The organism is Microcoleus sp. CAWBG640, from assembly GCF_020883015.1.
Taxonomy (GTDB): Bacteria; Cyanobacteriota; Cyanobacteriia; order Cyanobacteriales; family Microcoleaceae; genus Microcoleus; species Microcoleus anatoxicus.
This window is the reverse complement of sequence record NZ_JAHRFC010000091.1, coordinates 1-16812: the sequence shown is the minus strand read 5'-3', so window position 1 is coordinate 16812 and position 16812 is coordinate 1. Positions and strand designations below refer to the sequence as shown.

11 protein-coding genes are annotated in these 16812 nt (G+C 45.6%); 5 read left to right on the top strand and 6 right to left on the bottom strand.

What is annotated here, in order from left to right; genetic code table 11:
* Window positions 1–15: 15 nt before the first annotated feature.
* The 3 genes from AAFP11_RS25990 to AAFP11_RS25980 form a co-directional block, all read right to left on the bottom strand.
* Window positions 16–1194 carry a pentapeptide repeat-containing protein gene (locus AAFP11_RS25990; protein ID WP_341739626.1) on the bottom strand — a complete coding sequence of 393 codons (1179 nt, stop codon included), beginning with the start codon at window positions 1192–1194 and terminating at the stop codon, window positions 16–18.
* Between the two features lie 591 nt (window positions 1195–1785).
* Window positions 1786–2691: a pentapeptide repeat-containing protein gene (locus AAFP11_RS25985; RefSeq protein ID WP_341739625.1), complete on the bottom strand. Its 906-nt coding sequence runs from the start codon at window positions 2689–2691 to the stop codon at window positions 1786–1788.
* 38 nt (window positions 2692–2729) lie between these two features.
* Window positions 2730–2888, bottom strand: a complete 159-nt coding sequence (locus tag AAFP11_RS25980; RefSeq protein WP_341739624.1) for a hypothetical protein — start codon at window positions 2886–2888, stop codon at window positions 2730–2732.
* Window positions 2889–2915: 27 nt separating this feature from the next.
* On the opposite strand from AAFP11_RS25980, the gene AAFP11_RS25975 reads away from it, so the two are divergent.
* Window positions 2916–3119: a hypothetical protein gene (locus AAFP11_RS25975; protein WP_341739623.1), complete on the top strand. Its 204-nt coding sequence runs from the start codon at window positions 2916–2918 to the stop codon at window positions 3117–3119.
* Here the strand turns inward: AAFP11_RS25975 and AAFP11_RS25970 are convergent.
* The 3 genes from AAFP11_RS25970 to AAFP11_RS25960 form a co-directional block, all read right to left on the bottom strand.
* Complete coding sequence (locus AAFP11_RS25970; RefSeq protein WP_341739622.1) at window positions 3116–3850, bottom strand: transposase; 735 nt, start codon at window positions 3848–3850, stop codon at window positions 3116–3118. The two genes, AAFP11_RS25975 and AAFP11_RS25970, sit on opposite strands and share 4 nt — an antisense overlap.
* 537 nt (window positions 3851–4387) lie before the next feature.
* Window positions 4388–5872 carry an Asp-tRNA(Asn)/Glu-tRNA(Gln) amidotransferase subunit GatB gene (gene gatB, locus AAFP11_RS25965; RefSeq protein ID WP_341739621.1) on the bottom strand — a complete coding sequence of 495 codons (1485 nt, stop codon included), beginning with the start codon at window positions 5870–5872 and terminating at the stop codon, window positions 4388–4390.
* Between the two features lie 366 nt (window positions 5873–6238).
* Complete coding sequence (locus AAFP11_RS25960; RefSeq protein ID WP_341739620.1) at window positions 6239–6433, bottom strand: hypothetical protein; 195 nt, start codon at window positions 6431–6433, stop codon at window positions 6239–6241.
* Window positions 6434–6674: 241 nt separating this feature from the next.
* Here AAFP11_RS25960 and AAFP11_RS25955 point away from each other — a divergent pair, with 241 nt between their 5' ends.
* The 4 genes from AAFP11_RS25955 to AAFP11_RS25940 form a co-directional block, all read left to right on the top strand.
* On the top strand, window positions 6675–9920 hold the full coding sequence (locus tag AAFP11_RS25955; RefSeq protein ID WP_341739619.1) for a PAS domain S-box protein: 3246 nt from the start codon (window positions 6675–6677) through the stop codon (window positions 9918–9920).
* Between the two features lie 366 nt (window positions 9921–10286).
* Window positions 10287–13490, top strand: coding sequence for an EAL domain-containing protein (locus tag AAFP11_RS25950; RefSeq protein ID WP_341739618.1), 3204 nt, complete (start codon window positions 10287–10289; stop codon window positions 13488–13490).
* 329 nt (window positions 13491–13819) lie between these two features.
* A complete protein-coding gene (locus AAFP11_RS25945) occupies window positions 13820–15409 on the top strand; it encodes a glycoside hydrolase family 57 protein (RefSeq protein WP_341739617.1) in 1590 nt (529 codons plus the stop codon).
* 251 nt (window positions 15410–15660) lie between these two features.
* Window positions 15661–16812: serine/threonine-protein kinase (locus AAFP11_RS25940; protein ID WP_341739616.1), on the top strand; the 1152-nt coding region annotated here is incomplete at its 3' end.

The following is a 16812-nucleotide window of genomic DNA, read 5'->3' as shown; positions in this document are numbered from 1 at the left end:
GATAGGTGCGAGGGACTAAAGTTCCTGAAAAATTGCGCCGCGCTGTTGTAGATTCACTTTCATCTCCTCGGAAAGTCCTGAATTATTTCCAAATCTGGCTGACTCAACCTTCGCACCGCCCAGATTCGTATTGGTTAAGTTTACTTCCACTAGATTTGCATTTTCCAAATTCGCGCCACTGAGGTTAGCCAAAGCTAGACTTGCTTTATACAAATCTGCACCTTTCAAATCGGCATTTCCGAAGAAAGCGCCACTCAAATCTGCACCGCTGAATTTGGCATTTTGGAGGTTGGCTTCGCTGAAATCAGCGTCGCTTAAGTCTGCACCCCGGAAATTGGCGCGATCGAGATTTGCACTACTAAAATCCACTGCATTCAAAGTCGTTCCCCGCAGGTTAGCACCCGCGAAATCCTCTGCTGGATTAAGATTGGCGATTTTTGCTAATTCCGCAAAGTCTGCTGTTTCAGCGGAGATAATACGATCGACCATTTCCTGCAATAGCGATTCCTCAGTTTGCGGAACAATTTCCACATCGCGCCTTTTCAACGCCGATGAATCGTCACACAATATGGCAAAACTCAGAGCTGGCTGGAGTTGATTTGTTGCCAAATATAATGTCAGGATTCTTTCTAAAATTGAATGTTGATTTGGGGTAATGTCGTGGGGCCACAAACCTTCGGCATCTGTGACATAAATATCTTCTTTTGCAACTTTAAAAACTGCTTCAATCCTAAAATTTGGTGCTGTTAATTCTCCTATTTTCGCACTTTTTAGCAACCCTTTTAATAGAGGATTTCCGCGTTTAACTTCAAATTTCCAAGCAGGTTCTGTATCGTCTCCCATGAGGGAAGCGTGGCAAAATGTGTAGTCCGTTTCATCTGTTTCTTCCCGATCGCTGGCTCCCTCGCCCCGCTGATTTTCTGGCTTTTTTTCTATGGGCAATAGCTTGAAATCACCGGCTAACTGACACGCTCCCAGGGGAATTTCGGTGTTTGCCAAATTTAATTTGAGCGTACCTGATTGTAGTCCAAATTTGACCATGCCACCGAGCAAAGGTTGCCAATGTTCGTTAAAATTGAGGCTGACGTAAAGGTCTAGGTGCTGGGTTGCTGTTGCAGCAGATGATACTGGAATTGCTTCTAATTGCATCCACAAGCAATCTGGATATTTGTTATGAGAATCTAGCGATCGCATATCGGGTAGAATTGCTGGCGCTACCAGCTTGTAATTAAAAATTTTATTACTGTCTAATCCCTAATCTATCACAATGGAGCATTTTTTTCTAGGTTGAATTTGTAAACTTTGTTGGATTTTCAGGACTTACGCAAAAAACCAGGTTTTTGAGAAAAAAACGATGATTGTGTAGGGGTAGTGCCAAGAATGCCCACCCCCCTCATATCAGTTTTTTATGAGGCTGCTCCTGAATCTGATCCCCCCTAGCCCCCCTGGTGGGAGGGGGGGACAAGATTCTTCTCAAAGTCCCCCTTGCTTTCGGGGGATGCGAGGGGGATCTAGATCTGTGCAACTTCACATTAAATTGGTATCATATCAATTCCGGTTGTATCGGAATGATTTAACCGCGAAGGCGCTTATGACGCGAAGGAAGATAAGAGAGAGTCCAAGAGGGCCGGCACGGGGGCACGGCACGGCCCATACCAACAATCAAACAGCCCTGCTGGCGAGGGAGGATGGGGGAAATTCGGGAAAAAGCAAGAGTGGTGATACAGCAAGATGTTTAGCCATTGAGATAGGATCGCGAAATACTAAAGACAAATCCAGAAAATTCTACTCAAAAATTCCGCCACCCTCCATTAACTCAATTTTTAACCCTTCAGAAAGACCCAAACAACCAGCAAACTTGGCATTTTTTACCACAATATTTTTCAAATCCGCACGGCTCAAATCAGCACCATTCAAATTGGCACCGCTCAAATTAACACCGCTCATATCAGAATTTCGGAAATCAGCACCCTGCAAATTGGCACCAGCCAAATTCGCATTGGGTAAATAAGCACTGCTCAAATTTGCGTTAGTTAAATTGGCATTTTCCAAATTAGCCCGTGGCAACTTTGTCCGCAAGTCAGCACCGCTCAAATCAGCATCATTGAGTTCGCTATCGCGCAAATTAGCATTGCATAAAGTAGCATTAATTAACAGAGCACCGCTCAGCAAAGCACCGCTGAGATCTGCTAGGGTAAAATCAACACCGCTGAGGTTTGCATTCCGCAAATTTGCTCCGGCAAAATCAGCATATTGCAAGTCAAAATTACTTAAATCTTCTCCGGCAAAATCTTCCACCGGATTCAAACCAACCATTTCTGCAAGTTGTACAAAATCGTTATTTTCCTGACTTAAAAACAGTTGTCGCACGATCGCCAATTGTTGCTGTCGGTAGTAGTTAGCTTGCTCGTAATTTGCTAAATACTTGTAAGCTAGCTTCAAATTCTTGAGGGCGTGGCGTTCAATGCGATCGTCGGAGCTCGCGCGGGCGAGCTCCAACTGCTGATGATAGCACTGGAGCGCACCAGGCAAATCTCCTTTGGCATCGAAAGCTAAGGCCAAATTACCCAAAGCTTCTTCTTCCCCGCGATTGTCTCCCGTTTCGCGCGCGATCGCCAAACGCTGCTGCTGGTATTCAATCGCACCGTCAAAGTTCGACTGAGCACAGCAAGCATTGCCCAAATTGCCCAAAGCATTCGCCTCACCGCGGCGATCGCCAATTTCCCGCGCTAACCCATATTTCCCAGCGCCGCACCCGATCGACGTTTGTCATCGATTTCCCGATACAGACTCAGCGCCTGTCCCCAAGATTCCAGCGCTGCCTCAAATTCTCGTGCCTGATATTGGGAAATTCCCTGTTTGATTAGGTCATTAGCTTGTGGGGTCATAATTATAAAAATTAGTGAAATTTTTAAGTGACATCTCCCACATCAACTGAGTACAGTATGATGTGGGCTTCTTGCAGCCCGATGAAGGGTATGCAAAATTTCCTTTACGGTACTGTCATCCATAGTTCCTACTACAGAAAAATTCCCGTTACGGCGTTTTATACTGGGGAAAATGTCCAACCCCAGTTTCTTCAAGTTAATCGCGGCATTTATATCACGATCGACCATTAAAGAATGTTGTTCATCCCAATATTCTCGAATATTACAATCGGTGAAAACCATTTCATTCCGATAACACAGAAGCATTGAGGTGTATGCAGGTTTTTGCGAAACACAGAAGCATCTTCAAGCATTAACTGAATAAACCAACCATCAACCTTCCTAGTAACACTAGCTTGCTTGATGGTAAATCCATCAGGAATTGAGCGGTGCATCCGAACTTTTACGACACCTAACTTTGGCAATCGAACATACATCCAATTCTTGCGAACCAGTTTTATCCAATCACTGTTAGCCGTCGAAAAAGTCATCGTGCGATAATCGGCTTCAGTCTTGAATCGGGGCTTACCCGATCGCCCACCCTTGCTGTCCCCAGCGATCGACCGTTCAAAGGCTTTATCTACTCGCTTAGAAACATCTTGCAAGATGGTTGAGTCTACCTGTTTAAAATCTAGTAGATCGCCACTATGAAAGACTTTTACAAAATCCTTTTTAAGAATCGGCAATTGTTTTTTTTGTGAGTAGTAGTTGGGTTTTTCCCTAGGCGCAGAGATACTAACAATCAACGGACAAGCATTTACAGTAGTGCGGTTCATTTCCCACCAATCAAAACGATCGCCTAGCTGGCGATTATACCAGTAACGGCAAATCCTTAGCCAATGGTTAAGAGTGAGCTTTTGCTTGATGTCGGGATCAAACTGATACTGATATGTTGTCCTCATTGCGTTACGAACTTTACGCATTTATTGAGTAGGAAAATAGCATAAAATGCTGCACTGTGTCAAGCAATTGAATAATTATATTGAACAGTAAAATTAATTTATTAAATGCTGAAAAAAAAGCCAAAAAATAAAAATGCCAAAAAAATAGAGAGTCGCCTAAGCGACTCTCCTTGCCATCAGGGTGCATCTACATAACACAATATATCATATCTGCACTGAGGGGTCAACCCCCTTTTAAAAAAAATCACAGCCGAGAAATCGGGGATATATAGCAGTCGCCTTGGCGGCTAATGCGCTTGGCGACTGCAATATAGCAACTGCCAAGGCGATTAGGGCAGATTTTGTAGGGGCGGGTTCACCGATATCTTTCATCGGTATAGACAAATTCTATAAACCCGCCCCCACCCCACGACTTAACCACCCTGGCGGTTGCAATACAAACAAAACCCGCCGAAAGCGGGTTGAAGAATAGACATCTAAATTATTGTGGAACAGGCTGTTTAGGCCTGTTCAAAACCAACTGCTGAGGAGCAGTCTAATTATTTGGGACTAAGTGCTTTAGCCGTTGAGCTTGTTGGCTAGCAACTCATTGGTCAATTTGGGATCTGCCCTACCACCAGTCTCCTTCATCACCTTGCCGACAAAAAAGCCCAACAGCTTAGTTTTACCAGCCCGGTACTGTTCGAGCTCCTTGGGATTGGCTGCCAAAACAGCATCGATCGCCCGATCGATCGCACCAGTATCGGAAATTTGGATCAAACCCTTGCTCTCAACCAACTGTTGTGCAGAACCGCCCAAGGCTAGCAACTCCGGTAAAATATCCTTAGCGATTTTGCCACTGATCGTGCCTGTCTCAATTAGCTTCAGCAGTTGGGCCAAATTATCTGGTTTGAAAGGAATTTTAGCGATCGCCACTTGTTCGTTTTTGAGATAAGCAGTGATATCGCCCATCACCCAATTGGCAGCTTGCTTAGGCGCAGCGCCAGCGGCGATCGCCTCCTCAAAATACTCTGCTACTGCTTTGTCATCAGTCAACACCCGCGCGTCATAGGGAGAAAGACTCAGTTGAGTTTCGTAGCGATCGCGCTTTTCGGCCGGCAATTCTGGCAATTGAGCTTGCCAATCTGCCAACTGAGCCCTCGAAACCTCGATCGGAGGTAAATCCGGTTCCGGGAAATAGCGGTAATCGCTTGCCCCTTCCTTCATCCGCATACTAAAAGTACACTGTTTGCCCTCATCCCAAAGTCGCGTTTCTTGGAATATGGTTTCGCCGTTTTCCAAAGCTTCAATTTGGCGCTCGATCTCATAATCGATCGCCCGTTCGATCGCATTAAAAGAGTTCATATTTTTAATTTCCACTTTCGTGCCGAACTCTTTCCTACCCACCGGGCGCACCGAAATATTCACATCGCAGCGCAGGGAACCTTCCTGCATATTCCCGTCGCCCACACCAATATAGCGAACGATCCGGCGCAATTCTTGACCGTATTCCGCTGCTTCTGCGCCCGATCGCAAATCTGGTTCCGAGACAATTTCAATCAAAGGCACACCAGCGCGGTTGTAATCTACCATAGAATAAGTAGAACCGCTGAGTCGATCGCTGCCGCCGTGCACCAATTTTCCCGCATCTTCCTCCATGTGCAAGCGAGTGATCCCGATTTTTTTGCGAGTCGAATTGCCTGCTTCATCAACCAATTCAATTTCGAGCCAACCCTTAGTGGCGATCGGCAAATCAAACTGAGAAATTTGATAATTTTTCGGCAAATCCGGGTAAAAGTATTGCTTGCGATCGAACTTACTGTAAGGTGCGATTTCGCAGTTAAGTGCTAGCCCTGCTTTCACCGCATACTCCAGCACTTTCTCGTTTAGTACCGGCAACACTCCGGGCATTCCCATACAAATTGGGTCAATATTAGTGTTGGGAACACCACCAAATTCTGTGGAAGAACTCGAAAAAATTTTAGTCTTCGTACTCAATTGGCAGTGAGTTTCCAAACCAATAACGGCTTCGTACTCAGTTTTAACTTTTGCAGCAACAGTCATAAAAAAGTTCGGTAAGTGAGAAAAAGTGCGAGTTGTGAGAGCGAAGGAGGGAAACGACGCGGGTGGTTTTAACCACAGTAAATCTTTTTTTTCTATTACCACCTGGGGATTGTTTAGCGTGATGTACTTTTTCGATCGGCTTTCAATGGGAAAATTACCATCTCAAGCTACGCAATCCTGTAAGCATAATAGTTTGCTGCTATACAAATCCTAGACTTGTCTAGACATTTGCTTCTTACTTCAACGGGAGCATGGGAGCGGTTATCCCTTCGTAAGCTTTCACGATTTAGCCAACCGCGATCAATTAATTGCTCTTTCCATCCCCCCACGGGGTAATGCGCGCCATAGCTTAATTCAGTTTAAACTTTATTTTAGCTTTTGATTAACCAAAGCGATTGACCAGAGCTCAAGCACAACTCGCGCCCACAGCTTTTCGATCGCCCCCTGCTCCCTCACCACTTTTTGTAAAGATATGTTAAGATTTTTCAGACTCAGCCAGTGGTAAGGCGTTGCTAGGGGAAGTTCAGCGGGAGCAAACCGCAATTGCCGACCACTAGGCAAGTGTACCCTGTAGCCAGTGCCTGGTTAAGGGGTTCAATTAATGATTAAAAATGTAAAATTTAAGAGTAATACCAATTTTAAAAAAGAATGCAACAGTAGTCTTGTCCCTCCCCTTTATAAGGGGGGGTTAGGGGGGGTCAAAGATTGTTGCACGATTTTAGAGAAATGATATTAGTTGAAATTTATTCTTTAAATTATTAATTGATGACCAAAAAGTAACACTTCCCTAAACATCAAAAATATGCCTGAAATTCCTGTCGGAAGTGCCACACTGTTTCCCAACAGCATCACTGAGCTAGAGCAGGCGGAATCATCCCTAGAAATAGCTTGGGAAGAACTAGAAGCAGAAACAGCAAAAACTATCGATCTAATAGGGCAAATCAGTCCGGAACATTCACAGAGAATAGGCGAGCGACTTGCCACAGTCAAGCAACTGCGGCAACAGTTAAAAACCAAAATGAAACAAGCCACCTCGCGACTAGAGTTTCACCTGAACAACTCAGAGATGGCAGTTTTAGAATGGGATTGCCAATTTCGGATAGTTCAGTGGTCAGCCGGGGCAGAACGCATATTTGGCTGGAAAACTGCAGAAGTAATCGGGAAAAATTTTGAGGAATTATCAATAGTCTATGAAGCAGATTTAGAGCTAGTGAACTTAGTCACAAATAAACTATTAGAGGGGCGCGAACCCCGCAATATTTGCCACAACCGCAACTACACTAAAGATGGAGCGGTAATTCACTGTGAATGGAATAATTCAGCACAGACAGATGTAGAAGGAAAAGTAGTTTCGATTATCTCCTTTGCCCTAGATGTCACTGAACGTCACCGCACTCAAGAAGAACTGCGCAGGCGGGAAGAAGCTTTCAGCGCGATCGCCGAAAATGCCACCGATACCATCGCGCGGTTCGATCAAGAATTGCGCCACCTTTACGTCAACAAAGAAGTCCAACGAGCCACCGGAAAACCAGCTTCAGAATTTATCGGCAAAAGTAACCAAGAATTAGGAATGTCCCCCCAACTTTGCCATCTGTGGGACCAAGCTTGTCTGAAAGTTTTCCGCACCGGTCAACCAGAAACCATAGAATTTGACTTTCCTACTCCCGCAGGCAAAAAATATTATCAATGTCGAGTAATTCCCGAATTTACTCAAAATAATACCGTAGAAACAGTGCTAGGTATCGCCCGCGACATCACAGAACTCAAACAAGTAGAAGCCCAGTTGCGACAAAGTGAAGCTAAATTTAGGCACGTTGTTGAATCTAACATGATCGGCATCTTTTTTTGGGATATACACGGTGAAATTATAGACGCAAACGATGCTTTTTTAAACATGATTGGATACCCGCGAGAAGACCTGCAAAGCAGAAAATTGAACTGGAAAAAAATTACACCACCAGAATATCGCACCCAAGACGAAGCAAAAGTAGCAGAACTAAAAGTCACCAGCAAAGCTACTCCCTTTGAAAAAGAATACATCCGAGGAGACGGCAGTCGCGTTCATGTCCTGCTGGGGGCGGCATTTTCCGAAGATTCTCAGCAGTTTGGTGTCAGTTTTGTGCTGGACTTAACTCAGCGAAAACAGGCAGAAGCCGAACTGAAAAAACATCAAGAACTTTTGGAAAGTATCCTAAAAACTATTCCCAATTACCTTTACATTTATGATGTATTAGAAAAGAAAAATATTTATGCAAATCAAGCAGCATTATCTATATTTGGCTACTCTTCAGAAGAGTTGCAAAAAATGGGTAATGCAGCCCTGTCAACCTTAATTCATCCTGACGATATGTCAAAATTAATAGCTGGTATGCAGCGGCTAGCAAATAGCCCAAACATTCACGAAACAGATGATATAGACTACAGAATCCAACATAAAAATGGGGAATGGCGTTGGGTACACGATCGCTCTACAATTTTTAAAAGAACCCCAGACGGACAAATTAAACAAGTTATCGGCTCTGTACTCGATATCAGCGATCGCAAACAAGCCGAAGAATCATTAAAACAACAAAAAGAACTGCTGCAAACTATCTTCGACAACGTACCAGTCATGCTCGCATTCTTGGGCGACAGTGGTGAAATAGAGTGGGTAAACCGATACTGGGAACAAGTGCTCGGCTGGAGTTGTGAAGCAATGAAAGGCCGCGATATCTTTGCCGAATTTTATCCCGAACCAGAATACCGCCAATACGTTTTGGATGAAATCCAAGCAGCAAGTAAAAAGTGGGGCGACTTTAAAACTAGAGTTAGAGATGGGCGAATTATTGACACTTCATGGGCAAATATTCGTCTTTCCGACGGGAGATGTATCGGCATTGGTCAAGATATCACCGAACGCAAACGAGCGGAAGCTGAACTCCAAGAACTTAACGAAACTTTAGAAGCTCAAGTCGCCCAGCGTACCGCTGAACTAGAGACTTTTTTTGATGCTTTGCCCGATCGCATTTTTGTTGTAGAACGCGAAAATATGCGTCAGCCTTTTGTTAACCAATCTCTGGCAAAAATGGCTGGTTTCCCAAATAGAAAAGAGATGCAAGGAAAAACTGTTTTTGAATGTTTTCCACCAGAGCTATCCGAAAAGTTTTATGGAGAAAATATGCAAGTATTTGAATCTGGTGAAACTTTACATTTACAGGAAGAATTGAACTTGGAAGGGCGGACTCATTACTATGATACCTTGAAAATTCCCCTCAAAAATCCCGGAGGCGAAATTTATGCTTTAATTGGGACTTCTCGCGATATAACTGAGTTGGTTGAAACCAAAAAAGCTTTATCAGAACGCACAGAGCAATTAGAATTTGCCAATCAAGAACTAGAATCTTTTTCTTACTCTGTTTCCCACGACTTGCGCGCTCCTTTGCGACACATTTCAGGTTTTGTCAATGCCTTGAAACAGCGACTACAATCAATGGATGTTCTGGGCGATCGTAAAATAGTTCATTATCTGCAAGTAATTGATGACAGTAGCCAAAAAATGAGTCTGTTGATTGACGGTTTGCTAACACTTTCGCGGGTAGGGCGCACCGAGTTAATCCAAATTCCGATCGACGTCACCGAGTTGGTACAAACTGCGATTAAATTGGCTCAACCCCGAACAGTCACAAATTTGACCCAAACTCCCCAAACCGTTCAATTTGAAATCGGAGATTTACCTGTTGTGACGGGAGATCCTACCTTACTCCAACAGGTGTTCAGCAACTTGATTAGCAATGCAGTCAAGTTTAGTCGCGGACGCAATCCAGCTACAATAGTTATTGATGCCCTACCAGATGGAACAATTTTTGTCAAGGATAATGGTGTGGGTTTTGAGATGGAATATGCCGATCAACTATTTGCAGCCTTTGGGAGATTGCACTCCCAGAGAGAATTTGAAGGCACTGGCATCGGTTTAGCGATCGCCTGGCGGATTATTCATCGCCACGGCGGTACAATTTGGGCCGAAAGCACACCCGATGCAGGAGCAACATTTTACTTTAAACTCAATTAAACAGTCTCAACCTTTTTTCCGGTCTAGGACGAGCTTATTTCATTTGTAAACAATATTTTTTAAAGCCGTACCACAGGATGCAAAGCAAAAGCACAGAGAACATAAAGAGAAGTTCACAAATCATTTAAGATTGCTATATACTATTACATATTTCATGGTAAGGACTGCCTCAACTCAGTCACCATTAGTTAGTCAAAATATTGATCGGAAAATAAATAATCTTGCTAAATTCAACCCCATCTACCAAATGTTAAATCAACCACCATCAATATAAAAAATAAAACCCCTCACCAATTCCCCCCTGCTAAATGTAATATGTTAGAGCGCAACCACCATAATAATTTACTAAATAAATCCCCAAAAGCTATGTTAAATTTATTGATTGTCGAAGACATGGCCGAAGATATAGAATTAGTGGTAATCGCCTTAGAAACAGGAGGAATAAAATTTACATTTGACACAGCTCAAACGGCAAAAGAGTGTAGAGAACTGCTCCAAAATGGCAAAAAATACGATGCTGTATTGTCGGATTACAGGCTACCCGGTTTCAACGGTTTAGACTTGTTGAAAATGATGCAGGAATTAGAGCGCAACATACCTTTTATTTTAGTAACAGGAAGCTTGGGAGAAGAAGCGGCAGTTGAGTGCATCAAATCAGGCATGACAGATTACTTATTAAAAAGCAGATTATTTAGACTGCCAACAATATTAGAAAGATCCCTCCAAGAATATCAAATGCGCGCCCAGCGACAAGAAGCGATCGCCAAAATTCAACGACAAGCTCAGAAAGAAGCGATCGTCAACCGCATTGTCCAAGCCATGCGCGAAACCCTAGTGCTAGACGAAGTGCTACAAACCACCGCAGATCAGCTCCATGAAGCTTTTGAAACTAGCGGCTGCGGGATTTTGCAGCCAGATGCTGACGGGGGTATCATAATTCGCTACATGAGCAAATCCGCAGACAAACAACACCTCGTGGGGCTAAATTGCGACTTTGCCGAACACTACCGCTCCTCCCTCGCAGCAGGAGAAACCCTAGCCCTCGACGACTTATCCAAGCTCTGTCCGTCTTTACAAGCATCAGCAGAGATTGTAGGGTTTCAGGCAGTGACGATCGCACCACTGCTCTACCAGCAGTCATTTTTGGGAGGAATTTGCCTCTACCAGTGCGATCGCACCCGCTCTTGGAGTGCAGAAGAAGTATCCCTAGTCAAAGCTATAGCAGATCAGTGCGCGATCGCGATCCACCAAGCCGAACTCTATCAGCAAGCCCAAACCGAACTAGCAGAACGCAAGCGCGCCGAAGCAGCAGTCCTTGGCATCCAGCAGCAGCTAGCAGCAATGGCAGCCAACATCCCCGGCTCCGTTTACCGCAGCATAATCCATCCCGACGGCAGGATTTCCCTGCCTTACATCAGTCCGGGGGTGCAGGAAGTGACTGGCATCAAGTTATCCGAGGTGATGGCGCGTCCCGAAATCTTGATGGAAATCATTCATCCAGAAGACAAAAGCTCCTTTGACCAAAGCGTAGCAGCATCCAGTGCCAGTCTAGAGCCGTGCGATCGGCAATACCGCATCATTTTGAAAACCGGCGAGGTGAAGTGGGTGCAAGACAACGCCCGGTTTTCCAAAAACGAAAACGGCGACATCATTATCGACGGAGTAGCCCTAGACATCAGCGGACGGAAACAGGCAGAAGAAGCACTGCGTCAAAGCGAACAGCGTTTTCGATCGCTGATCGAAAACGCTACAGACATCACGATCATTCTCGACGGCGAAGGCACATTTCGCTACGTCAGCCCTTCCGTCAAGCGAATTTTAGGATACTTACCCCAAAAGACGATCGGGCGGAGCGTTTTTGAAACCGTTCATCCCGAAGACGGAGCCCTGATTACCGAAACACTCAAAAAAGTAATTCAAAACCCCAAGACAAGTCACTCCCCTGTTGAGTACCGAGTCCAGCACCGCAACGGATCGTGGTGTTTTTTAGAAGCAGTAGCCACCAACTTGCTACACGATAGGGCCGTCCAAGGAATAGTAGTCAACTGCCACGACATCACCAAGCGCAAACTCGCCGAAGAACAACTACTCCACGACGCCTTTCATGACGGGCTGACTGGACTGCCCAACCGAGCCCTATTTATCGATCGACTCGAACACGATCTCAGACTCGCCCAAAGACGCAAAGAATACTTATTTGCAGTGCTGTTTCTCGATTTAGATAGATTTAAAGTAGTCAACGATTCCCTCGGCCACGCCATCGGCGACCAACTGCTAATCGCCAGCGCGCGGCGTTTAGAAACCTGTTTGCGGGTGGGAGATACAGTGGCCCGCCTCGGAGGCGACGAATTTGCCATCCTGCTAGAAGATATCGACGGCATCAATGAAGTCAATAATATTGCCCATCGGCTCCAACAGAGAATCAGTGCTCCGGTGGTTCTAGACGGACACGAAGTATTCATCACCGCCAGCATCGGTATCGCCATGAGTTCCGTTGAATACATGGAATCGACAAATCTGCTGCGCGACGCCGACACCGCCATGTACCGCGCCAAAGGACTAGGCAGAGCCCGCCACGAAGTATTCAACAGTTCCATGCACGCCCACGCTTTGCGGCTATTGCAGCTAGAAAACGACCTGCGACGCGCCGCGGAATCGATTCGAGACCGCCCCAGAGCAGAAGATGAGGGACAAGAGCAACTTGGGGAATACAGAACATCAGAAGACTCCACCACACCGGATCTCTGTCTCAAATTCCCCAAACCTTCCTTACCTCCCTTGTCACCAGCGCCCCAGTTTATTATTCACTACCAGCCCATAGTCTCGATCGCCACCAACACCATTACCTGTTTTGAAGCCTTAGTGCGGTGGCAGCATCCAGAACGAGGATTAGTTTCCCCAGCCGAATTCATCCCAGTCGCCGAAGAAACCGGACTGATCGTACCCCTCGGCCGCTGGGTGCTGCGTACAGCTTGCCAGCAAATCCACCAGTGGCAGCAGCTATTTCCCAGCAACCCCCCCCTGAGTGTCAGCGTCAACCTTTCAGTCAAACAGTTTTCTCAGCCAGACTTAATTGAATACATCGACCAAGTGCTAGAAGAAAGTGACCTAGACGGCAGCAGTTTAAAACTAGAAATTACAGAAAGCGTACTCATAGAAAATTCCGAATCAGTTACCGCCATGCTGGTGGAACTCAGATCCCGCAACATACACCTGTGCATCGACGATTTCGGTACCGGCTATTCATCCCTCTCCTATCTGCACCGCTTTCCGACCAATACCTTAAAAATAGACCGTTCTTTTGTCAGCAGAATGGGAGTAAAATTTGATATCAGCAAAGGAGAGATTGACCCCACAGAAATTGTGAGATCGATCGTTACTTTATCGCACAATTTAGGCATGGACGTAGTAGCCGAGGGAGTAGAAGAAGCGACACAGCTCGACCTGCTCAAAGGGTTAAAATGCGAGTACGCCCAGGGATACTTTTTCTCAAAACCTCTAGACTCTCAAACAGCAGCAACCCTCATCCGACAGCAACAAGAAAATCAGAACTTGCTGACATTGAGCTAGCTCGGAAACGGCAATTAAAAAAACACGGCACTTTGTGCGTCCCATTTACAAATAAATGGGTCTGAAGCCCCGTCCTTCGGGAGCATCCCGATTTTGCATAGGCTCTCGCATGACCGCTGTAAATCTCTGGTTATCACTAATAAATTGTCTGCGGTCATGCTATAGCCCCTACGAATATACTTGCAAAATAGAGATGCACCCCGTCCTTCTAGGACGGCTTGAATTTTTCCTAATTTTATTAGCAATATCTAGTACAATATAAAATCTTAAGATATTGTAAAACAGTTCCTAACTCGTGTCAGTTTATTAACTGCTGGATCAAAACAATTATGACTACTGGCTACCTCGCCCTCGTGCTCCACGCCCACCTACCCTTTGTCCGCCATCCCGAAAGCGACTACGTTTTAGAAGAAGAATGGCTGTTTGAGGCGATCGCCGAAACCTACATTCCTCTGCTACAAGTCTTTGAAGGGCTAAAGCGCGACGGCATCGACTTTAAAATTACCATGAGCATGACACCGCCCTTAGTGGCCATGCTGCGTGACCCCTTGTTGCAAGACCGATTCGACGAGCACCTGGCAAAACTCGAAGAATTAATCGAACTGGAAAGGTCGCACAACAGCGGCAACGGTCATCTCCGCTACTTAGCCGAACACTACGCCACCCATTTCTCTCAAGTCCGCAACTTCTGGGAAAGGTACGATCGAGATTTAGTCACAGCTTTCAAACAACACCAAGACACCAACAACCTCGAAATCATCACCTGCGGTGCCACCCACGGCTATTTACCGCTGATGAAAATGTACCCAGAAGCAGTTTGGGCACAAATTCAAGTAGCCTGCGACAACTACGAAGCCAACTTCGGCCGTCGCCCCAACGGCATTTGGCTACCCGAATGCGCCTACTACGAAGGCCTAGAACGGATGTTAGCCGATGCCGGCTTGCGATACTTCCTCACAGACGGTCACGGCATCCTCTACGCCCGTCCGCGCCCTCGCTACGGTAGCTACGCCCCCATTTTCACCGAAAGCGGAGTAGCAGCATTCGGTAGAGATCACGAATCTTCCCAGCAAGTTTGGTCCTCGGAAGTCGGCTATCCAGGTGCAGCAGAATACCGAGAATTCTACAAAGATTTGGGCTGGGAAGCAGATTATGAGTACATAAAGCCCTACATCATGCCCAACGGCCAGCGGAAAAATACCGGGATTAAGTATCATAAAATCACCGGTCGCGGATTAAGTTTAGGCGACAAACAGTTATACGATCCATACTGGGCGAGGGAAAAAGCCGCCGAACACGCCAGCAACTTTGCCTTCAACCGCGAACGCCAAGTCGAACACCTCAACGGCATCATGCAGCGCCCACCGATTATTGTTTCGCCCTACGACGCGGAACTTTTCGGTCATTGGTGGTACGAAGGGCCTTGGTTCTTAGACTACCTGTTCCGCAAGAGTTGGTATGACCAAAATACCTACGAGATGACCCATTTGGCAGATTATTTGCGCGCAAATCCGACTCAGCAAGTTTGTCGCCCCTCCCAGTCTAGTTGGGGATATCGCGGTTTCCATGAGTATTGGTTGAACGATACGAATGCTTGGATTTACCCCCATTTGCACAAGGCTGCGGAACGGATGATTGAGTTGGGAAGTATGGAACCGGAAGATGAGTTGCAGTCTCGTGCTTTGAATCAGGCGGCGCGGGAAGTGTTGTTAGCTCAATCTTCTGACTGGGCATTTATCATGCGTACAGGGACAATGGTCCCCTATGCGGTGCGACGCACTCGATCGCACTTAATGCGCTTTCACAAACTGTACGATGAAGTCAAAGAAGGGAAAGTTGATTCGGGTTGGTTGGAGAAAGTTGAGGAGATTGACAATATTTTCCCTGAAATCAACTATCGCGTTTATCGATCGCTTTAAACAGTTATATTACTCGTCCCCAGGCCCACAGACCTTGGGGACACCCCTCTCCATCAAGCCATCCATTCAACTCTCCTCGCCTCATGTCCCCCCTTAATCCTAGGGGGACATAATAGTTCATGAGTCCCTTTTCTACGCGATATTACTTAGATATTCAGGCTTATTTAAGACCAAGCTATATACTTAATGACAATCCTAAAGACTCCATACTATAATCTAGTAACCTGTCCCCACATCTAAATGATTAAAATATGATTTTCCTAACCGGGTATCAAATAACTGAAAAAGTTTATGCCGGAGTCAATACGGTTATTTATCGGGGAATCTGGGAAAAACATAACTTGCCTGTCATTGTCAAAACACCGATCGCAGAGTATCCCACTCTCGAAGAAATTACTCGGTTGAGACACGAATATAAAATTAGACAACCCCTCCGTGAAATTACAGAGATTATCAATTCTTATCGCACAGAGACTCACCACAATGGGATTGCGCTAATATTAGAAGACTTTGGGGGCGTGGCTTTATCTGATTTTCTGATGACTGCTAAACTCGATTTAAAACAATTTTTAATAATAGGAATTCAGCTAGTAACTGGTTTAGGTAAAATTCATCAGCATCAAATTATTCACAAAGATATAAAACCTCAAAATATCATCATAAATCCCAGCAATAATTGCGTCAAAATAACCGACTTTAGCATTTCTTCCCGCTTGTTGCGAGAAAACGCAACTTCTAGCTATGCTAACTTGCTCGAAGGCACGTTAGCTTATATGTCGCCCGAACAAACTGGTAGAATGAATCGGGCGATCGACTATCGCAGCGATTTCTACTCGTTAGGTGTCACTTTTTACGAGATGTTGACTGGTGAATTGCCATTTAGCGCGATCGACCCTTTAGAATTAGTTCACTGTCACATCGCCCGCATAGCGCCGTCTCCTCGCAGTTTAAATCCCGAAATTCCCGAAGCAATTTCTGCCATTGTGATGAAATTGTTGGCCAAAACAGCAGAAAATCGCTATCAAACTGCTGAAGGTTTAAAATTTGACTTAGAAAGTTGTCTGGCGAAGCTGCAAACAGCCAGCGGTACTATATCTGATTTTATTCCCGGAAATGCCGATCGGGCCAGTCAATTGCTCATACCTCAAAAACTCTACGGTAGAGAAACCGAAGTAGCTGCTTTACTCAGCGCTTTTGAGAGAGTTAGCGGTGGAAACCCCCCCCAACCCCCCCTTGGTAAGGGGGGGCTTTTGGAGCTTTGCCAAAGCACTGAAGAACCCCCCCAACCCCCCCTTGGTAAGGGGGGGCTTTTGGAGCTTTGCCAAAGCACTGAAGAACCCCCCCAACCCCCCCTTGGTAAGGGGGGGCTTTTGGAGCTTTGCCAAAGCACTGAAGAACCCCCC